The organism is Microbacterium sp. ZW CA_36, from assembly GCF_044987475.1.
Taxonomy (GTDB): Bacteria; Actinomycetota; Actinomycetes; order Actinomycetales; family Microbacteriaceae; genus Microbacterium.
In genome coordinates this window covers 53226-73169 of the sequence record NZ_JBJDRL010000019.1, presented here as the reverse complement: position 1 = coordinate 73169, position 19944 = coordinate 53226, and the positions used below count along the sequence as shown (strand labels likewise).

Below are 19944 nucleotides of genomic sequence, written 5' to 3'. Positions count from 1 at the left end.
GCGCCGGTGCGCTCGACGCGGGCGCAGCCGCCGGCGCGGCAGCAGCGGCGGCCGCCGGCGCCGCGGCAGCCGCAGGCGCTGTCGCCGCACTGCCCGCTCCGCGAGCCAGCACGCGAGCGACCATGAGCTCGAGCTGGAGCCGAGGCGAGGTCGCACCCGTCATGTCGTCGAGGGTCGCGATCACGAGGTCGGCGATGTGCGACAGGCGCGACGTGCCGAAGGCATCGGCCTGGCGCTGCATGCGGGCGAGGTCTTCCGCCGAGACGCCGCGCAGCACCGCGGCGGCGCCCTGACCGGTCGCCGAAACGACGATGAGGTCGCGCAGGCGCTCGAGCAGGTCGTCGACGAACCGGCGTGGGTCCTGGCCCGTCTGCACGACCCGGTCGACCGCGGCGAACGCGGCCGCCGCGTCGGAGGCGGCGAACGCGTCGACCACCTCGTCGAGCAGCTCGGCGTGGGTGTAGCCGAGCAGCGCGACGGCGCGGGCGTACGTCACGAGAATGGTCCCTGAGCCTGCCGAAGGGTCGGACCCGGCGATGAGCTGGTCGAGCAGCGACAGCGTGTCTCGCGGCGACCCGCCGCCCGCACGCACGACGAGCGGCAGCACGCCCTTCTCCACCTCGACGCCCTCCTGCCCGCAGAGCTGCTCGACGTACTCGAGCATGGCCGCGGGCGGCACGAGGCGGAACGGATAGTGGTGCGTGCGCGAGCGGATCGTGCCGATGACCTTCTCGGGCTCGGTCGTCGCGAAGATGAACTTGACGTGGTCGGGCGGCTCTTCGACGAGCTTGAGCAGGGCGTTGAAGCCCTGCGGCGTGACCATGTGGGCCTCGTCGAGGATGAAGATCTTGAAGCGGTCGCGCGCGGGGGCGAACACGGCGCGCTCGCGCAGGTCGCGGGCGTCGTCGACGCCGTTGTGGCTCGCGGCGTCGATCTCGACGACGTCGAGCGAGCCGCCACCGCCGCGGCCGAGCTCGATGCAGCTGTCGCAGGTGCCGCAGGGCGTGTCGGTCGGCCCCTGCGCGCAGTTGAGACAGCGCGCCAGGATGCGGGCCGACGTCGTCTTGCCGCACCCGCGCGGGCCGGAGAACAGGTAGGCGTGCCCGACCCGGTCGCTGCGCAGCGCCGTCATCAGGGGTTCGGTGACCTGCGACTGCCCGATCATCTCGCCGAACGACTCGGGCCGGTAGCGGCGGTAGAGGGCGGTGGTCACTCCCCCAGCCTACGGCGTGACGCCGACATCGCGGTGGCCGCTCCCGCGGCCTGCTAGATTGCTCGGCAGTGACACGGGGTGCCCGCGCGGCGGGCTGAGAACACACCCGTCGAACCTGATCTCGATCATGCGAGCGAAGGGATGTCGCGATGAACGCGCGCACCGAACCCCACCTGTCCGCCCTCTCCCCCGCCGCCGCGCTGACGGCGCTGCGGGAGGCCTCACCCCTGGTGCAGTGCATCACCAATGCGGTGGTGACGAACTTCACCGCCAACGCCCTCCTCGCCGTCGGCGCGGCCCCGGCGATGTGCGACATCCCCGGTGAGGCAGGGCTGTTCGCAGGCGTCGCAGACGGCGTGCTTGTCAACCTCGGCACCCCGACCGCGGAGCAGCGCGATGCCGCCCGCGAGGCCGTGCGTCACACGTCGCGGTGGGTGCTCGACCCCGTCGCGGTCGGTGTGCTCCCGGTGCGCACGGCTCTCGCGGCCGAGCTGATCGATCACCGACCGACGATCATCCGCGGCAACGCCTCCGAGATCCTGGCGCTGGCAGGCGCGGGCGCCGGCGGTCGCGGTGTCGACGCGACGGACGGGACGGATGCCGCGGCCGGCGCCGCGCGATCGCTCGCGTTGCGCACCGGCGGCGTGGTCGCCGTGTCCGGCCCGGTCGATCTCGTCACCGACGGCGAGCGGGTCGTGCGGATCCATGGCGGCGACGCGCTCCTCACCCGCGTCACCGGCGGCGGCTGCTCGCTCGGCGCGGTGATGGCCGCGCTGCTCGGTGTGTGCGCCCCGCTGGAGGCGGCGGTGGCGGCATCCGCCCTCTACGCGGTCGCCTCGGATCGGGCCGCGGCGCGGTCGGAGGGGCCGGGGTCTTTCGCCCTGGCGTTCCTCGATGCGCTCGACGCCGTGGCGGCGGCGCCCGCCGACCTCGATGCACGCGTCGCCGACGCACTCGCGGCTCGATGATCCGCGCCGCGCGCCTCGCGGTGCATCTCGTGACCGACGACCGCATGCCGTTCGACCGGCTGGCCGACGTCGTCGACGCCGCGGTCGGCGCCGGAGTCGACGTCGTGCAGCTGCGCGCCAAGTCCATCAGCGCGCGCGAGCTGCTGCGGCAGGCGGTGGCGATGTCGGACGTCATCGACCGCCGCTGCCTGCTCCTGCTCAACGACCGCGTCGACGTCGCCGTCGCCGCGCGCGAGGCGGGGGCGCTCGTCGACGGCGTCCACCTCGGCCAGGCCGACGTGCCGCCCGAGACGGCGCGACGCCTGCTCGGCGCGCACGCCGTCATCGGATGGACGGCGAACTCGCCGGAGCACCGGGTCGCGGCATCCGCTCTGCGTTCCGGCACGGTCGACTACCTCGGAGTCGGGGTGATCCGGCCGACCTCGACCAAGCCCGACCACCCGCCGGCGCTCGGCATCGACGGCTTCGCGGCGTTCGCGACGAGCACGACCGTGCCCTGCGTCGCGATCGGCGGAGTGCGCCTGAGCGACGTCGCACCGCTGCGGGAAGCCGGCGCAGCGGGTATCGCGGTGGTCTCGGCCATCTGCGGCGCCGACGATCCCGCAGCGGCGTCGCGCGCTTTCCGCAGCGCCGCCGACGCGCTCGCGCTCGAGGCCGAGAGGGTCGCTCGGTGAGCGATGTGTCCGTCGCGCAGACCGTGACGGCGCCGCATCGCCCGCAGGCGATCCCGCGCGTGCTGAGCATCGCCGGCACCGACCCGACGGGCGGCGCGGGCATCCAGGCCGACCTCAAGTCCATCGGCGCGCTCGGCGGCTACGGCATGGCGGTGGTGACCGCCCTCGTCGCGCAGAACACGCACGGCGTGCGCGAGGTGCACGTGCCGCCGACGGCGTTCCTCGCCGCGCAGCTCGACGCCGTATCGGATGACGTCCAGATCGATGCGGTGAAGATCGGGATGCTGCAGTCGGCCGAGATCATCGAGACCGTGCGGGAGTGGCTCGCCCGCGTGCGCCCGCCGGTCGTCGTGCTCGACCCGGTCATGGTGGCGACCAGCGGCGATCGGCTGCTCGACCCCGCCGCCGAGGACGCGCTGCGCACGCTCGCGACCGAGGTGGACCTCATCACCCCGAACCTCGCGGAGCTCGCCGTGCTCGTCCGGCGCCCACGAGCGACGGCATGGGAGCAGGCTCTCGCCGACGCGCGGGCTCTCGCGACCGCGACGGGAACGACCGTGCTGCTCAAGGGCGGGCACCTCGACGGAGCGGACTGCCCCGATGCGGTCGTCGCGGCCGACGGCGCGGTCCACGAGGTCGGCGGCACCCGCGTCGCGACCCGGAACACCCACGGCACCGGCTGCTCGCTCTCGTCGGCGATGGCGACCCTGCGCGCGGGCGGTGCGGCCTGGCCCGACGCACTGGTGCGCGCGAAGACGTGGCTCACCGGCGCACTCGCGCACGCCGATGCCCTGGGTGTGGGTGGAGGCAACGGCCCGATCGACCACTTCCACGAACAGCGGGTCGCGGCTGAGCCCACGCGGCCGGAGGCTCCGCGCGACGCGCCGGCGGTGCGGGGCGGGGCCGTGGGGAGCGCCCCCGCCGCCTCTTGGGCGGCGCAGGTGTGGGATGCCGCGGCCGCCGTGCGCGCCGACGTCGACGCCCTCGCGTTCGTCCGAGGGCTGGCCGACGGCAGCCTGCCGCGCGCGACGTTCCTGCGCTACCTCGCCCAGGACGCGCTCTACCTCGGCGAGTACTCCCGCGTGCTGGCGAAGGCGAGCGCGCTCGCGCCGACCGCCGAGGAGCAGGTGTTCTGGGCGCGCGCGGCCGAGTCCTCGATCGTCGAGGAGCGGCGGCTGCATGAGTCGTATCTCGGGTCGCCTCCCGACGCGCCCGCACCGCAGACCCTGGCCTACACGAACCACCTGCACGCCGCGGCGCGGTCATACGGCGAGCTCGTCGCCGCACTGCTGCCGTGCTTCTGGCTGTACACCGACCTCGGCGTCCGTCTCGCGGCCCGGCGCCATGACGCGCACCCGTACGACGACTGGCTCGCGATGTACGGCGACCCCGGCTTCACGGCCGCGACCGCGCGGGCGGCCGAGATCGCCGACGCAGCGGCGCGGGAGGCCGGACCGTACGAGCGGGCGCGGATGAGCGACGCGTTCGCCCGCTCGATGGAGCACGAACGGGAGTTCTTCGCCCGCGCATGATGCATCCGGCCCGCCGCGCACCCGCCCGAGAGCAGGAGATCCGGCGGAGACAGGACGGATCGGCTCGGATCGTCCCGTTCTCGCCGGAATCTCCGGTGCTCGCGAGACCGTCAGACGTCCGCCCCGTGCTCGACGTCCGCCGCTCCCACGATGATCGGGATCGTCGAGGTGACGGTCGGCACCGACGCCGACAGCAGCGAGCCGTCCTCGCGACGGGCGTCGCCGAGCTCGCGCAGCGACGGGCGCCCGGCGATGACGGGTCCCTGCCCGTCGAGAGCGGCCACCACCTCTTCGCCCGGGCCGACGACGTAGCCGACGCCGCGCACGCTGAAGCCGACGGGGTCGCCCTCCGTCGCGCGCACGCGCAGCTCGTCGCGGGTCACGGTGACGACCAGGCGCGTGCCGTGCCAGTGCAGCACGAACTCGAGCGAGGGCCACGCCTCGGGCAGCCGCGGGTCGAAGGACAGCTCGCCGAAGTGGTCGCGCATGCCGCCGAAGCCCGATACCAGCGCCGTCCACACGCCGCCGGCAGAGGCGACGTGCACGCCGTCGGCGGCGTTGTGATGCAGGTCGCCGAGGTCGACGAAGATCGACTCGCGGAAGTACTCGAGCGCCAGGTCCTGGTAGCCGACCTCCGCGGCGAGGATCGCCTGCACGACCGCCGACAGCGTCGAGTCGCCCGTGGTCAGCGGGTCGTAGTACTCGAAGTCGGCGAGCTTGTCCTCGTCGGAGAAGTGGTTGCCCTGCAGGAACAGCGCCAGCACCACGTCCGCCTGCTTCAGCACCTGGTAGCGGTAGATCACCAGCGGGTGGAAGTGCAGCAGCAGCGGCCGCTTGTCGGGCGGCGTGTTCTCGAGGTCCCAGATCTCCCGCTCGAGGAACACGTGATCCTGCGGGTGGATGCCGAGGCTCGGGCTGAACGGGATGTGCATGGCCTCCGCGGCCCGCTCCCACGCCTCGGGCTCTCCGGGCTCCAGGGCGAGGCGGTCCACCATCTGCCGGTAGACCTCGCCGTCGACCTCGGCCATCTCGCGCACCGTGCGCGCGGCGAAGCGGAGGTTGAACCGCGCCATGACGTTCGTGAACAGGTTGTCGTTCACGACGGTGGTGTACTCGTCGGGCCCGGTGACGCCGTGGATGTGGAAGGTGTCTCCTTCGCCGTCGATCATGCCGTCGCTCGAGCGCCAGAAGCCGAGGGTCGCCCACAGCCGCGCCGTCTCGACCGCGATGTCGACGCCCTCGCGGAAGAGGAACTCGTCGTCGCCGGTGGCACGGACGTACTTCGCGAGGGCGAAGCTCACGTCGGCGTTGATGTGGTACTGCGCGGTGCCGGCCGCATAGTAGGCCGACGCCTCTTCGCCGTTGATGGTGCGCCAGGGGAACAGTGCACCGGCCTCGTTCAGCTGGAACGCGCGACGGCGCGCGGCGGGCAGCATGAGGTACCGCATGCGCAGTGCGTTGCGGGCCCACAGCGGCGTCGTGTACGCGAGGAACGGGAGCACGTAGATCTCGGTGTCCCAGAAGTAGTGCCCCGAGTAGCCCGAGCCCGTCATGCCCTTCGCCGGAACGCCGAGGCCATCCGCCCGGGCGGTGGCCTGCGCGAGCTGGAACAGGCACCAGCGCGTGGCCTGCTGCAGGTCGGCGTGCCCGGCGATCCGCACGTCCGAGCGCTCCCAGAACGCGTCGAGCCAGGACCGCTGCCGCGTGCGGATGGCGTCGACGCCCTCGCTCAGCGCCCGGTCGAGGGTGCGCCGGCAGCGGTCCACCAGTTCCCGCGCAGGAACGCCGCGCGAGGTGTGGTAGCTGACGAGCTTGGTGACACGGATCGGCACGCCGGCCTTCGCCTGCACGCGGAAGACGTTCTTCGCGATGTCGGGTTCGATGAGCGTGCGCGACGTGTACTCGTTCTCGGTGTCTACGAGATGATCGGCGACGACGGCGATGGTCATCCCGGAGTCGGTGACGCGGTACGACAGCGCCGAGCGGAGCTTGTCCTGCCAGTACTCCTGCGGCTGCAGCACGCGCTCGTGGAGCTTCTCGGTCTTGCGGGGGTCGAAGCCGGCCTTGCGCGAAGCGGTGGGGGTGCCGCCGTAGACGTCTTCGCCGTCCTGCCGGTTGATGATCTGGCTGGCGATGGTGACGGGAGCGTCGGCGTTCAGCACGGTGACCTCGATCGTCATCAGCGCGAGGTGCTTCTCCTCGAACGACACCAGTCGCTCCATGCCGATCATGACGTCCTTGCCGGACGGCGTCGTCCACCGCACGTGGCGGCGCAGGATCCCGTCGCGCATGTCGAGCTCCCGCTCGTACTCGCGGACGTCGGCGACGTCGAGCGACAGCGGCTCGTCGTCCACGTACACGCGCATGACCTTCGCGTCCGGGGCGTTGATGATCGCCTGTCCGACCTCGGCGAAGCCGTACGCCTGCTCGGCGTGGCGGATCGGGAACGTCTCGTGGAACCCGTTGATGAACGTGCCGTCCTCGTGCGCGAACCGCCCTTCCGAGTGGTTTCCGCGCAGGCCGAGATAGCCGTTGCCCACGGCGAAAAGCGTCTCGGTGACACCGGAGTCGTCGAGGTCGAACGACGACTCGATCAGCCGCCACTCGTCGACGGGGAAGCGGTCGCGGTCGATCATCGTACGAATTCCTCCAGGTCCTGAACCACGATGTGGGCGCCGGCGTCGATGAGGTCCTGCACCCCGACGCCGCGGTCCACGCCCACGACGAGTCCGAAGCCGCCGGCCGCCGCCGAGCGCACGCCGCTGATGGCGTCCTCGACCGCGGCGCTGCGGGCGGGCTCGACCTCCAGCATCCGGGCCGCCTCTACGAACACGTCCGGCGCGGGCTTGGAGGCGAGGTGGTCGCGTTCGGCGATGACGCCGTCCATCACGACAGTGAATCGATCACGGATACCGGCTGCCGCCAGCACCTCCTCCGCGTTCTTGGAGCTGGACACCACCGCGACGCGGGTGCCGGCATCCGCCAGCGTGTCGAGCAGGCGCAGCGATCCCGGGTAGGGCGCGATGCCCTCCGCCCGCAGGACGCGCTCGAAGACCGCGTTCTTGCGGTTGCCGATGCCGCACACCGTGTCGGCGGTCGGAGGATCGGACGGATCGCCCCACGGCACCTCCACGTCGCGCGAGCGCAGCAGGCTGGCCACGCCGTCGTAGCGCTTCTTGCCGTCCAGGTGGTCGAAGTAGTCGCGCTCGGTGTAGGGCGGCGTGATGTCCCACGCGGCGAAGAGCTCCTCGAACATGGTCTGCCACGCGTGCATGTGCACTTCGGCCGTGGGCGTCAGGACGCCGTCCAGATCGAACAGCACGGCGTCGAAGGCGGTCAGATCGGGCAGGGCGTCGTGGGCCACAGAACCTCCGGGGGGCGAGTGCGGGTGTGTGTGCTCGGCACTCCGTCGCGCCGCTCAGCAAGCGTAATGCGGACGGGCGCCCGCTCGACACCCCGAGACGGTTACGGACGGGCGACGCTCAGGGTCTGGCGGGCGATCTCGAGCTCCTCGTCGGTCGGCACGACGAGGACGGTGACGGCCGACGCGTCGGTCGAGATGACACGGATGCCGCGCTCGGCGCTCTCGTTGCGCTCATGGTCGATCTCCACGCCGGCGAATCCGAGCGTCTCGAGCGCCCCGGCGCGTACGCCGGGCGCGTTCTCTCCGACACCGGCCGTGAACGAGATGACATCGGCGCCGCCGAGCTGGGCGAGATAGGCGCCGGCGTAGGCGCGCAGCCGGTGGACGTAGACCTCGAAGGCGAGGAGCGCCCGCGGCTCGCCCCGCCCGATCGCCGCGCGGATGTCTCGCAGGTCGTTCGATCCCGCGAGGCCGAGCAGGCCGCTGCGCTTGTTGAGAAGGTCGTCGAGGTCGTCGACCGACATGCCGGCGCGCCGCTCGAGCTGGAAGAGCACCGCGGGGTCGATGTCGCCCGACCTCGTGCCCATGACGAGTCCCTCGAGCGGAGTGAAGCCCATGGACGTGTCGATGGACCGGCCGCCGTCGATCGCGGTGACCGATGCGCCGTTGCCCAGGTGGAAGACGATCTGCTTCAACTCGACCAGGGGTCGTGCGAGGAAGGCTGCCGCCGCCTCGCTGACGAACTTGTGCGACGTGCCGTGGAACCCGTACCGGCGGATGCGATGGGCTGCCGCGACCTCCGTGTCGATCGCGTAGGTGTACGCCGCCGGCGCGAGGGTCTGGTGGAAGGCCGTGTCGAAGACGGCGACGTGGGGCACATCGGGGAACGTCGTCCGGGCGGCGACGATCCCGGCGAGGTTCGCCGGATTGTGCAATGGCGCGAGCACCGAGAGCTCGTCGATGTTGATCTCGACGAGCGGGGTGATGAGCGTGGGCTCGAAGAACCGCGCGCCGCCGTGGACCACCCGGTGACCGACCGCGACCGGCGGCGTCTCGGTGAGCGACGGACCGTAGGACGCGAACGCGTCCAGCATGACTTCGAAGCCCGCCGTGTGGTCGGGGATCGGCAGCTCGCGTGTGCGCGTCGCGTCGAGGAAGGTGGGCGTGCCCGCCACGCCCCCTGTCGCCGCCGGAGCGGGCGTCGCGTAGACCGTGTGACGGGCGACGCCGATCGGCTCGCCGATGCGCTCGACGAGGCCGGAGGCGAGCGTGCGCCCGGTGTCCATGTCGAGCAGCTGGTACTTGAACGACGAGGAGCCGCTGTTGATGACGAGCACGGGGGTCATGCGGTTCACTCCCGGATTCCGGTCGTTGAGCGAGCGAGGAACGCCCGAGAGTGGCATCACTCCCCCTGCGCCTGGATCGCGGTGATCGCGATCGTGTTGATGATGTCGTCCACCAGGGCGCCGCGCGACAGGTCGTTGATGGGCTTGTTGAGGCCCTGCAGCACCGGTCCGATCGCGACGGCGCCGGCCGAGCGCTGCACCGCCTTGTACGTGTTGTTGCCGGTGTTGAGGTCGGGGAAGACGAACACCGTGGCGCGCCCGGCGACCTCCGAGCCCGGCATCTTCGCCGCCGCCACAGCGGCGTCGGCCGCCGCGTCGTACTGGATCGGCCCCTCGACGAGCAGCTCGGGCGCCCGCGAGCGTACGAGAGCGGTCGCGTCCCTGACCTTCTCGACCTCGGCGCCCGAGCCCGATTCGCCCGTCGAGTACGACAGCATCGCCACGCGAGGATCGATGCCGAACTGCGCGGCCGTCGCGGCGGACGAGATCGCGATGTCGGCGAGCTGCTCGCTGGTGGGGTCGGGGATGACGGCGCAGTCGCCGTAGACCAGCACGCGGTCGGCGAGCGCCATCAGGAACACGCTCGAGACGACCGAGACGCCGGGGCGGGTCTTGATGATCTCGAACGCCGGGCGGATCGTGTGCGCCGTCGTGTGGGCGGCGCCCGAGACCATGCCGTCGGCGAGGCCCAGGTGCACCATCATCGTGCCGAAGTACGACACGTCGGTCACGGTGTCCGCCGCCTGCGCGACGGTGACGCCCTTGTGCGCGCGCAGTCGGGCGTACTCCTCTGCGAACTTGTGCACGTGCACCGCGTCGAGCGGCGACAGCACCTCGGCGCCCTGGATGTCGATGCCGAGCTCGATCGCCCGCGCCCGCACCTCGAACGGCTCGCCGAGGATCACGAGGTCGGCGATGCCGCGCTTGAGCACCGTCGCCGCCGCGCGCAGGACCCGGTCGTCATCCCCCTCGGGCAGCACGATGCGCTTGCGCTGCGCGCGGGCCCGCTCGATGAGCTGGAACTCGAACATCAGCGGTGTCACCACCGTCGCCCGCGCCAGGCCGACCGAGACGAGCAGTTCATCGGTGTCGACGCTCTGCTCGAACAGGGCGAGGGCGGTGTCGTAGCGGCGCTGCGAGTCAGCGGCCAGGCGGCCGCGGGTGCCCATGATGCGCACCGCCGTCTCGTACGTACCGAGCTCGGTGGTGATGATGGGCACGTTCGACCCCAGGCCGTCGATCAGCCGCGTCACGGGCTCGGGCAGCTCGAACCCGCCGTTCAGCACGATGCCCGAGATCGACGGGAAGGTGCCCGAGGCATTCGCCAGCAGCGTCGCCAGCAGCACCTCCGACCGGTCGGCGGGGATGATGACCACGGCGCCCTCGAGGAGGCGGGGCAGCACGTTCACCATCGACATCCCCGCGACGACGACCGCCAGCGCTTCGCGGGTGAGCAGGTCGGGGTCGCCGGCGAGCAGCTCGCCGTCGACCGAGCGCATGATGCCGCGGATCGACGGCGCCACCAGATGCCGATCCTCGGGGATGGCCCAGACCGGCACGGGCGTCGCCGGCACGGCCACCTCGCCGTGGTGCGCGTCGATCGAGCGGCGGATCGCAGCGATGGTCTCGTCGGCGATGTCCGCCTCGGCGCGGTTGGCGACGACGGCGAACAGCTTCGCACGGCCGTGCCTCAGCTCGGCGAGCGCGAGATCCGCGATCTGGCCCATCTCGGCAGGCGTGCGCGGGAGCGAGGACCCGAGCTGTTCGGGCTGCGTCTGGTTCTGCGCCGAGCGCCCGCCGAGCACGAGCAGGACCGGCGCGCCCAGGTTCGCCGCGATGCGGGCGTTGTAGGCGAGTTCGGCGGGGCTGCCGACGTCGGTGTAGTCGCTGCCGACGATGACCACGGCCTCGCACTGGGCCTCGACCGCCTTGTAGCGCTCGACGATCGTCGCAAGCGCGGCATCCGGATCCTGCCGCACATCGTCGTACGTGACGCCGATGCAGTCGTCGTAGGGCAGGTCGACGCCGTCGTGGTCGAGCAGCATCTCGAGCACGTAGTCGCGCTCCACGGTCGATCGGGCGATCGCCCGGAACACGCCCACACGCGCGGTCGCGTGACTCAGGGCATCGAGCACGCCGAGCGCGACCGTCGACTTCCCCGAGTGGCCTTCGGCCGACGTGATGTAGATGCTCTGCGCCACCACCCCAGCCTATGGGCGGCCGGGACGTCCCGTCTCGACCTCGCTCACCGCAAGCCCCGGGACTGGGGTCCCCGCAGTGCGCCGAGGGCGCGCGGTTACGCTCGAGGCATGGATGCTCCCCGACCCGGATTCGACGTTCCCGACCACCGCGGCCGCACGGGACTGGATCGGATCGGGCGCGATCTCCAGCGCAATCCGGACGTGCGTGTGACGGACGTCGAGGTGCTTGCCTCCGCCTGGCATGTGCTGCGCCGCACGACGCTCGAATACCGCGATCCGTCGGGCGGATGGGAGACCCAGCAACGCGAGACCTACGATCGCGGCAACGGGGCGACGGTGCTGCTCTACGATCCGGATCGGCGCACGGTGCTGCTCACCAGGCAGTTCCGCTACCCGGTCTACGTCAACGACCACCCCGACGGGATGCTCATCGAGACGGCGGCGGGACTGCTCGATGACGACGATCCGGCGACGGCGATCCGCCGGGAGGCGGCCGAAGAGACAGGCGTCGAAGTGGGCGAGCTCGAGCACGTCTGGGACGTGTACATGAGCCCGGGCTCGGTCACCGAGCGGCTCCACTTCTTCGCCGCCCGCTACGACGGCTCGACACGCACCGCAGACCGAGGCGGACTCCCGGAGGAGGGCGAGCACATCGAGCTGCTCGAGATCGGGATCGGCGACGCGCTGGCGATGGTGCGTGATGGGCGGATCCAGGATGCGAAGACCATCATGCTGCTGCAGTGGGCGGTGCTCGACGGCCCCTTCGCCGCCGGTCGCTGACCGGATCCGGGCACTCGCCTGATCGAAGCGCCCGGGAAGATTAAGACTCTCCGCGAACCCGGCAGAGCCTGGTTACCCTTGCTACGTTTCCGTCCTGGGGGAGTTGGCCTGGATGCCGCCTCGCGGAGAGCTTCTGACAGTCTACCCGCTCTGCGCGGGGCTGACGTCACACCACCAGGGGGCCCAGCCGCGCGGCAGCCGGCTGCAGCACCGCCAGCACCGCCGCCGGCTCGTCCACCCGGTGGCGTGGCCCCGAGAACCCGACCGCTCCGGCGAACCGCCCGCTGCCGTCGAGGATCGGCACCGCGACACAGCCGTATCCGGGGGCGAGCTCGCCCCGCTGGCGAGTGGCGCCCAGTTCGGCGAAGTCCCCGCGCGACGCGCTCTCTGCGGTCCCCTGCTCGATCGTCAGCAGCCGCCCGATCGCGAACCGCGCCGGCTCGCGGGCGAGACGGACCTCGTCCGACAGCGGGAAGTCGGGATCCGCGTCGATCACCGAGATGCGCCCGTCGACGAAGAAGACGACATGCACGCCGCCGCGCAGCGCCGAGCGCGCCTCGGCGACCACTCCCCTGGCCGCCGACGTCAGACGTACCGGCGGCGCAGCCACGGCGGCGAGCTGCACGACCTTGGCGCCCAGCGCGAACCCCGCGAGGTCGGGGGTGCGCACGAGGTACTCGTCCTGCACGAGCAGGTTCAGGAGGCGGTAGGTGGTGGCCCGCGGCAGCCCGAGCTCGAGCGAGATCTCGCGCGCGGTCGCACCGGCGCCCAGGTGCGCCACGGCCTCGAGCACCGTCAGCGCGCTGTGGACCGCCTTCGGCTGACGCGCCGTCAGGGTCGGCCCCGGCGACACCCTCTCAGGCACCGCCCCTCCGCTCCCGCCGGGCGATGCCGCCCAGCACCTCCGAGGCGACGGGCTCGTCGTACGACCCGACCCGCGCGAGCGACGGCGTGCCGCGGCGCAGCCGGACGAGCACCGCGATCGCGGCCACGGCGCCGACCGCGAGCACCACCCAGACCGCGACGCTGCCCGCGGCGGCGTCGACCACGAAGAACGTGACGAGCGCACCGGTGAGCACGACCGCCGACACGGTCGCCGTGATCGCCGATCCGGTCGTGAGCTCGCCGATGCGCCGCAGGAAGACCGGTGCGGCGATGCACACCAGGATGTAGGCCACGATGTACCCCGCGCCGCCGACGGCGATGGTGGCATGCATCGCGCCGCGCACGTCGACGCCCGACAAGAGGAGCAGGAACGGCACGCCGGCGATGAGCGGGAAGGCCAGCGCGACCGCGCCGATGGGCGTGCCGAATCGCGGATGCGCACGGCCCGCCGGCGACGGCAGCACGCGGTCGCGCCCCATGGTGAACAGCACGCGGGTGAGGGCGGTGGTGGACCCGATGGCGCACGCGAGGAACGAGGCCGCGATGCCGATGTCGGCCACGACCCCCCAGCCGCCCAGACCGTACGCCGACGCGAGCTCGTTGATCGGCGAGGCGCTGGCGGCGAGCGAGGCACCCATCGCATCGAAGCCGGCGACCTGGGCGACCGCCGCCAGGACATACAGACCGCCAGACAGCAGCACCGTCCACACGATCGCCCTCGGCACATTGCGCAGCGGGGCGCGGGCCTCGACGCCGAGCGTCGACGCGCTCTCGAAGCCGACGAAGGCGGTGAGAGCGATGACCGAGCCCGCGGCGAGCGCCGCGGGGTCGATCCCGCCGAGCCCGAGCATGCGACCCGGGTCGATCGGGCCGATCCGGATCAGGAGCACGACGAGGAGCACGGCGATGAGGGCCACCGAGAGCACCTCGACCACGAGGGCGATGCGCGAGGACAGCCGGATGCCGCGCACGAGCACGACGGCGACGAAGGCCGCCTCGGCGGCGAGCACGGCGGCGAGCGTCCCCGGGCCTCCTGCCGCGGGCCACGCCGATTCCAGGAGGAACGTGACGTAGTACGCCCCGCCGAGCAGGGCGAACATCGCGATCGCGCCGTAGCCGACGAGGATCGCCGCCCCGGAGGCGAGTCCGGCACCCGGCCCCAGGCCGCGTGCGGTGTAGGTGTAGGTCGAACCTGCAGCGGCCAGCCGCCTCGCGAACTGCGAGATGGTGCGTGCCACGAGAAGGCTGAGAACGCCGGCGAGCACGATCGAGAGCACCGTCGCCGAGGGCGAGATGCCGGCGACGAGCAGCACGACGGTGGTCGCCGCGGCAGCCGGGGCGACGGCGGCCACGGACTGGGCGAGGACGTCGAAGAAGCCCACGCTGCGGCGATCCAGCCCGTCCAGCGGTGAACGCGCCCCGAAGTCGTGGACGGGGTCGGGTCGCGCGATCGCGCGCTCGAGTGCGGTCATGTCGCCTCCGGTGGTGCCCGTGAGACGTTACGCGGGCGCGGTTGCCGGGCCGCTACCCGCGTGTTTCGCCCGTGTGTCACCTGAATGAGACGGCCGCGCCGGCCGATCTCACTCGGTGTGCACGAGGTTTCACCGGCGCGCGACGGCGCCGCAACGCGGTGCCGCGAGGCTCAGGGCATCCCGTTCCCGCGTTCGCCCGGAGGTTCTGCCATGACCCAGCTCGAATCGAAGGGAGTCGAGGCGTCCGCGAAGCGGACGCTGACCGGCTCGCTCGGAGTCACCGCCATCGTCTTCATGGTGGTGGCCGCCGCATCCCCCCTCACCGTGATCGGCGGCGCCGCGCCGCTCGGCATGCTCCTGGGCAACGGGATCGGCTTCCCCGCGCTCTACGCCATCAGCGCCGTCATCCTGCTGCTGTTCTCGGTGGGCCTCGCCGCGATGACCCGCCACGTGCCCAGACCGGGCGCCTTCTTCACGTACGTCGGTTACGGTCTCGGCCGCTCCACCGGCCTCGCGAGCGCGTGGATCGCGATGCTCACGTACACCACGATCCAGGTGTCGGTGTACGGATACATCGGCTACATCCTGTCGGTGACGGTCCAGTCGATCGGTGGCCCTGCCCTGCCCTGGTGGCTGATGTCGCTCGCCACGATCGCGGTCGTCGGCGTGCTGGGCTACCGCCACATCGACCTGTCGAGCAAGGTGCTCGGCGTGCTGCTCGTCGCCGAGGTCGGGATCGTCCTGGCGATGGTGGTTGTCGTGGTCGCCAGCGGCGGGCCCGAGGGCCTGAGTCTCGCACCGTTCGAGCCTGCGAACGTCGCGAGCGGCTCCCCCGGCGTCGGACTGATGTTCGCGATCGCCGCATTCATCGGCTTCGAGGCCACCGCGATCTTCCGCGACGAGGCAAAGGACCCGAACCGGACCATCCCTCGCGCCACGTACGCCGCGGTGATCGGCATCGGCGTCTTCTACACGCTGGCCGCATGGGGGCTGGTGATGGCGTGGGGGCCGAGCAATGTCCTCGACGCCATCGCGGAGGACCCCGGGACGTTCATCATCACGACGATGGCCCGCTACCTCGGCTCGTTCGGCGAGATCGCCGTCAACATCCTGCTGATCACCGCGATGTTCGCCTGCGTCCTGTCGTTCCACAACGTCGTCACGCGCTATCAGCACTCCATGGCGAACGCCGGCGTCCTTCCGGACAAGATGGGCGCGGTGCACGCCAAGCACCTCTCGCCGCACGTGTCGTCGCTCGTGCAGACGGGCACGGCGGTCGTGCTGATCGCGGTCTTCGCGGTACTCGGCCTCGACCCCGTGCTGCAGGTCTTCACCTGGTTCGCCGGTGTCGCGACCCTCGCCATCGCGATCCTCATGGCGCTCACGTCGGTCGCGGTGATCGTCTATTTCGTCAGGACCAAGAAGGACCGGCGCGTGTGGAACACGGTCGTCGCCCCCGCCCTCGGATTCGTGGGGCTCATGCTCTCGGCCGCCCTCATCGTCGCCTACTTCCCGATCATGGTCGGCGACGTCGATGCCGACGGCAACCCGGTTTTCGCCGCCGTCAGCTGGTTCCTGCTCGGACTCGTGGTGGTCGTGCCCGTCATCGGGTACGTCCAGGCCGCCTGGATCAAGAACCGCCGCCCCGCCGCCTACGCGAAGCTCACCGACTCGATCGCCGGCTGACGCACCGCGCCGACATCCATCCCCGCACCGAAGGAGCACCATGACCATCACCGACATCGACACCGCCTCGGGCTTCGCGGCGCCGCCCGCGCCCCGGCATCCGCTCGCCTCACTGACGCCCGCCGAGATCGAAGCGGTCCGCGCGGTCGTGCTCGGACTGGACACGACGACGGAGGCGACGCGATTCGCCTACGTCGGTCTCGAAGAGGCGCCGAAGCCGGAGATCCTGGCGTGGGACGCGGGCACCGGCCCACTCCCCGAGCGCCGGGCACGCGTGCAGCTGCTCGACATGCGATCGGCCCGATCGCTCGACCTGGTCGTCTCGCTGGCCGACGGCGAGGTGGTCTCGACCGTCGAGCTCGACGGCACCGCGGGCCAGCTCCCGATCCTCGACGCCGAGTTCGAAGAGGTGGGAGTGATCGCCAACGAGAATGCGGAGTGGGTGGCCGCTCTCGCTGCTCGCGGGCTGACGCCGGAGGACGTCGTGCTCGTGCCGCTGTCGGCAGGCAGCTACGGGTACGAGGACGAGGCCGGGCGCCGCATCCTGCGCACGTTCGCGTTCCAGCAGTTCCACGCCGCCGACCATCCGTGGGCGCACCCGGTGGACGGACTCACCGCCTACATCGACGTCGCCGCCCGCTCGGTCATCAAGGTCGTCGACAACCCGGGGTACGACATCCCCCAGACGAGCGGCAACTACGACGACCCCGCCCTGCAGGGCGCGCCCCTCGAGGGCCTCAAGCCCATCGTGATCACGCAGCCCGAAGGATCGAGCCTGAACGTCGACGGCGAGCGCGTCACGTGGGGCGAGTGGGACCTCCGGATCGGCTTCGACACGCGCGAGGGCCTGATCCTGCGACAGCTCTCGTTCGCGGGACGCCCGGTGATGTACCGGGGGTCGATCAGCGAGATGGTGGTGCCCTACGCCGACCCGCAGCCGAACCGGTTCTGGCAGAACTACTTCGACACCGGCGAATACCTCTTCGGCCGGTACACCAACGAGCTCGAGCTGGGCTGCGACTGCGTGGGCGACATCACGTACGTCGATGCGATCCTCGCCGACGAGCTCGGGATGCCGCGCACCGTGCGCAACGGCGTGTGCATGCACGAGGAGGACTTCGGCTCGCTCTGGAAGCACACCGATCTGTTCACCGGCGCATCGGAGGTGCGGCGGTCGCGGCGGCTGGTGATCTCGTTCTTCACCACCGTCGGCAACTACGACTACGGGTTCTTCTGGTACCTCTACCTCGACGGCACCATCGAGTGCGAGGCGAAGCTCACGGGCATCCTGTTCACCTCCGCGTACCCGGGCGTGAACGAGGACGGATCCCCCTACCCGTTCGCCTCGGAGGTCGCCCCGGGTCTCGGCGCCCCGTACCACCAGCACCTGTTCTCGGCGCGGCTCGACATGACCGTCGACGGCGTCGCCAACGTCGTGAACGAGATCGACGCCGTGCGGGTGCCGATCTCGGCCGAGAACCCGGCCGGCAACGCGTTCACCAAGAGCGTCGTGCCGATCGCGTCCGAGAAGGTCTCGGGCCGCGTCGCCGACGGCGCCCGCAACCGCGTCTGGCAGATCGCCTCCACCGAGAAGACCACCTCGATGGGTCAGCCCACCTCATACGTGCTCTTCCCCACCGAGACGCCGGTGCTCCTCGCCGACGATGCGTCGTCGATCGCCTCGCGCGCCGCGTTCGCGACGAAGAACCTGTTCGTGACGAAGTACGACCCCGCCGAGCGGTACGCGGCCGGCGACTTCGTCAACCAGCACCCCGGCGGAGGCGGTCTGCCGGCCTTCATCGCCGGGGACGAGCCCCTGATCGGCGAGGACGTCGTGCTCTGGCACACGTTCGGGCTCACCCACTTCCCCCGCAACGAGGACTGGCCGGTGATGCCCATGGACTACGCCAAGTTCACCCTGAAGCCGTACAACTTCTTCGAGCGCAACCCCACGCTGCACGTGCCGGCACCCGAGTCCGCGCACTGCGCGGCCGGCACGGGTCACGTGCACGCCGCGATGGGCGGCTACGGGCCTACCCCCGGCGCGCACGCGCATGACGCCGGCGGCCACGGTCACGGCGAGCACGGGCACGCGCACGACGCGCACCACCACCACGGCTGATCCGTGACCGAACTGCTCCACGCCTGGGCCATCGCCCCGGCCGCGATCGGCGCCTGCTGTCTGGCAGCCGACCGCGGCCGGGCGCGGTGGCCCGACGCCGCGGCATCCGTCGTCATGCTGGTCGCGATGCTCGACGCCGCCCTCACCCGGCTCGTCGCCCCGGTGTACTGGGCCGCGCTCCTCATCGCCGCCGCGATGGCGCTGGCCGCCTGGCGGCGTCCGCGCGGACGGGCGGCGTCGGGCACGCACCCCCGGCCGGGCGTCGGCATGGCGGTGCACACGGGCCTCGGGCTGATCGCGATGGCCGCTCTGCAGCTGAGCATGGGGCACGACCCGGTCGCCGCGGCAGGCGCCGCGGCGCACGGGCACGGAGGCGGGGGCACGCTGCTCCTGGCCGTCCTCCTGGGCGGCGCGGTCGCGTATGCCGCCTTCTCGGCGCTCCTCCTGGCGCGGGCCCACCGGTCTCTCGACCGGGCACAGCTCGCCTGCATGGGTGTCTCGGTGCTGCTGATGGCGGCAGCGTCGGTGTAGGCGGCCGACGGCGGGCGGCCGGCATCCAGCGTTCTCCCAGTGCCGCACCGCGCGCACCGTGGTTAGGATCGAGCCGTGGGCGAAGACGCCCGCACCTACCCGCCGGACCCGCCCGCTCGCAGGCGGAACAGGAGGCCTCGATGGTCGATACTGCGACGGATGCCCGGACGGGACCCGACGCCCCGGCCGGCGCGCTCACGGCGGAGGGGTTCGCCCGCATCACCGACGCGATCCTCGACGCGGTCGGCACCGTCATCGACGGCAAGCCCGACGCGGTGCGCAGCTCGCTGGTGTGCCTGCTCGCGGAGGGGCACCTCCTCATCGAGGACGTGCCCGGTGTCGGCAAGACCATGCTGGCGCGGGCGCTGGCGACATCGGTCGACGCCACGGTCCGCCGCATCCAGTTCACGCCCGACCTGCTCCCGGGCGACGTGACGGGAGTGAGCGTCTTCAACCCGGTGGAACGCGAGTTCGAGTTCAAGCCCGGCGCCATCTTCGCGAACATCGTCATCGCCGACGAGATCAACCGCTCGTCGCCCAAGACCCAGTCAGCTCTCCTCGAGGCGATGGAGGAGCGCCAGGTCACCGTCGACGGCCGCACGCACTACGTGCCCGAGCCGTTCCTGGTGGTCGCGACGCAGAACCCGCTCGAGATGGAGGGGACGTACGCCCTCCCCGAGGCGCAGCGGGACCGCTTCATGATGCGCATCTCGATGGGCTACCCGGATGCGCGGTCCGAGGCTCTCATGCTTCGCCAGCGCGACACCGCGAATCCCCTCGACCAGCTGGCGCCGGTGGTGTCGGCCGACGAGGTGTCGGGACTCGTGGCGTGGGCCCGGGCGGTGCACGTGGCTCCCGCGATCGAGGACTACGCGGTCGCCCTCGCACAGGCCACCCGCACCCACAGCGATCTGCGGCTGGGCGCGAGCCCCCGTGCGACCCTGCAACTGGTGCGCGCGGCCAAGGTGTGGGCGGCTCTCGACGGGCGCGCGTTCGTCATCCCCGACGACATCACCGCTCTCCTGGCGGCCGTGTTCGCGCACCGTCTGATCCCGACGCGCGCCGCGGGCGGCGCGCGGGGCACCAGCGCCGCCGACGCGATCGCGACGATCCTGGAGCGCATCGCGGCGAACGTGCGGGTGCCGATCGCCTCCCGTCAGTGAGCAGACG

Annotated in this window: 15 protein-coding genes, 1 other RNA gene and 1 riboswitch; of the genes, 8 read left to right on the top strand and 8 right to left on the bottom strand. The window is 71.6% G+C overall.

Annotated elements, in window-relative coordinates; translation table 11 throughout:
- Positions 1–1213 (bottom strand): DNA polymerase III subunit gamma and tau (locus ACI3KX_RS10470; RefSeq protein ID WP_404909665.1); only part of this gene is annotated, 1213 nt, incomplete at its 3' end.
- A 64-nt stretch (positions 1214–1277) separates the two neighbouring features.
- A riboswitch (TPP riboswitch) is annotated at positions 1278–1372 on the top strand.
- On the opposite strand from ACI3KX_RS10470, the gene thiM reads away from it, so the two are divergent.
- From thiM to ACI3KX_RS10455, 3 genes are all read left to right on the top strand, one after another.
- Positions 1363–2181 carry a hydroxyethylthiazole kinase gene (gene thiM, locus ACI3KX_RS10465; protein ID WP_404909664.1) on the top strand — a complete coding sequence of 273 codons (819 nt, stop codon included), beginning with the start codon at positions 1363–1365 and terminating at the stop codon, positions 2179–2181. (Overlaps the previous riboswitch by 10 nt.)
- Complete coding sequence (thiE, locus tag ACI3KX_RS10460; RefSeq protein ID WP_404909663.1) at positions 2178–2855, top strand: thiamine phosphate synthase; 678 nt, start codon at positions 2178–2180, stop codon at positions 2853–2855. Before thiM ends, thiE begins: the two co-directional genes overlap by 4 nt.
- A complete protein-coding gene (locus tag ACI3KX_RS10455) occupies positions 2852–4387 on the top strand; it encodes a bifunctional hydroxymethylpyrimidine kinase/phosphomethylpyrimidine kinase (protein ID WP_404909662.1) in 1536 nt (511 codons plus the stop codon). Before thiE ends, ACI3KX_RS10455 begins: the two co-directional genes overlap by 4 nt.
- A 110-nt stretch (positions 4388–4497) precedes the next feature.
- Here ACI3KX_RS10455 and ACI3KX_RS10450 read toward each other — a convergent pair whose 3' ends face one another.
- The 4 genes from ACI3KX_RS10450 to pta form a co-directional block, all read right to left on the bottom strand.
- Positions 4498–7023 carry a glycoside hydrolase family 65 protein gene (locus ACI3KX_RS10450; RefSeq protein WP_404909661.1) on the bottom strand — a complete coding sequence of 842 codons (2526 nt, stop codon included), beginning with the start codon at positions 7021–7023 and terminating at the stop codon, positions 4498–4500.
- The gene (locus tag ACI3KX_RS10445; RefSeq protein WP_363353734.1) at positions 7020–7751 is read right to left on the bottom strand and encodes an HAD-IA family hydrolase; all 732 of its coding nucleotides are present in this window, start codon (positions 7749–7751) and stop codon (positions 7020–7022) included. Before ACI3KX_RS10445 ends, ACI3KX_RS10450 begins: the two co-directional genes overlap by 4 nt.
- A gap of 101 nt (positions 7752–7852) precedes the next feature.
- Entirely contained in the window at positions 7853–9097 is a 1245-nt protein-coding gene (locus ACI3KX_RS10440; protein WP_404909660.1) for an acetate kinase, read from the bottom strand.
- Between the two features lie 56 nt (positions 9098–9153).
- Complete coding sequence (gene pta, locus ACI3KX_RS10435; RefSeq protein WP_404909659.1) at positions 9154–11298, bottom strand: phosphate acetyltransferase; 2145 nt, start codon at positions 11296–11298, stop codon at positions 9154–9156.
- A 108-nt stretch (positions 11299–11406) separates the two neighbouring features.
- Here pta and ACI3KX_RS10430 point away from each other — a divergent pair, with 108 nt between their 5' ends.
- The gene (locus tag ACI3KX_RS10430) at positions 11407–12078 is read left to right on the top strand and encodes an NUDIX domain-containing protein (protein WP_404909658.1); all 672 of its coding nucleotides are present in this window, start codon (positions 11407–11409) and stop codon (positions 12076–12078) included.
- Positions 12079–12116: 38 nt separating this feature from the next.
- On the opposite strand, the gene ffs is transcribed toward ACI3KX_RS10430, so the two are convergent.
- From ffs to ACI3KX_RS10415, 3 genes are all read right to left on the bottom strand, one after another.
- An RNA gene (gene ffs, locus ACI3KX_RS10425) (signal recognition particle sRNA small type) lies at positions 12117–12213 on the bottom strand.
- Positions 12214–12244: 31 nt separating this feature from the next.
- Complete coding sequence (locus ACI3KX_RS10420) at positions 12245–12943, bottom strand: IclR family transcriptional regulator (RefSeq protein ID WP_404909657.1); 699 nt, start codon at positions 12941–12943, stop codon at positions 12245–12247.
- Positions 12936–14435, bottom strand: a complete 1500-nt coding sequence (locus ACI3KX_RS10415) for an APC family permease (protein WP_349428248.1) — start codon at positions 14433–14435, stop codon at positions 12936–12938. Before ACI3KX_RS10415 ends, ACI3KX_RS10420 begins: the two co-directional genes overlap by 8 nt.
- A 210-nt stretch (positions 14436–14645) precedes the next feature.
- Here ACI3KX_RS10415 and ACI3KX_RS10410 point away from each other — a divergent pair, with 210 nt between their 5' ends.
- From ACI3KX_RS10410 to ACI3KX_RS10395, 4 genes are all read left to right on the top strand, one after another.
- Positions 14646–16121, top strand: a complete 1476-nt coding sequence (locus ACI3KX_RS10410) for an APC family permease (protein ID WP_404909656.1) — start codon at positions 14646–14648, stop codon at positions 16119–16121.
- Positions 16122–16161: 40 nt separating this feature from the next.
- Positions 16162–18243, top strand: coding sequence for a primary-amine oxidase (locus tag ACI3KX_RS10405; RefSeq protein WP_404909655.1), 2082 nt, complete (start codon positions 16162–16164; stop codon positions 18241–18243).
- Between the two features lie 3 nt (positions 18244–18246).
- Positions 18247–18774, top strand: coding sequence for a hypothetical protein (locus tag ACI3KX_RS10400; protein ID WP_404909654.1), 528 nt, complete (start codon positions 18247–18249; stop codon positions 18772–18774).
- Positions 18775–18914: 140 nt separating this feature from the next.
- Positions 18915–19937, top strand: coding sequence for a MoxR family ATPase (locus tag ACI3KX_RS10395; protein WP_349428253.1), 1023 nt, complete (start codon positions 18915–18917; stop codon positions 19935–19937).
- The last annotated feature ends 7 nt before the right edge of the window (positions 19938–19944 follow it).

Coding starts and splice junctions, on each gene's coding strand:
- thiM (WP_404909664.1), top strand. CDS start 1,363: ATGAACGCGCGCACCGAACCCCACCTGTCCGCCCTCTCCCCCGCCGCC.
- thiE (WP_404909663.1), top strand. CDS start 2,178: ATGATCCGCGCCGCGCGCCTCGCGGTGCATCTCGTGACCGACGACCGC.
- ACI3KX_RS10450 (WP_404909661.1), bottom strand. CDS start 7,023: ATGATCGACCGCGACCGCTTCCCCGTCGACGAGTGGCGGCTGATCGAG.
- ACI3KX_RS10440 (WP_404909660.1), bottom strand. CDS start 9,097: ATGACCCCCGTGCTCGTCATCAACAGCGGCTCCTCGTCGTTCAAGTAC.
- ACI3KX_RS10430 (WP_404909658.1), top strand. CDS start 11,407: ATGGATGCTCCCCGACCCGGATTCGACGTTCCCGACCACCGCGGCCGC.
- ACI3KX_RS10415 (WP_349428248.1), bottom strand. CDS start 14,435: ATGACCGCACTCGAGCGCGCGATCGCGCGACCCGACCCCGTCCACGAC.
- ACI3KX_RS10410 (WP_404909656.1), top strand. CDS start 14,646: ATGACCCAGCTCGAATCGAAGGGAGTCGAGGCGTCCGCGAAGCGGACG.
- ACI3KX_RS10405 (WP_404909655.1), top strand. CDS start 16,162: ATGACCATCACCGACATCGACACCGCCTCGGGCTTCGCGGCGCCGCCC.
- ACI3KX_RS10395 (WP_349428253.1), top strand. CDS start 18,915: ATGGTCGATACTGCGACGGATGCCCGGACGGGACCCGACGCCCCGGCC.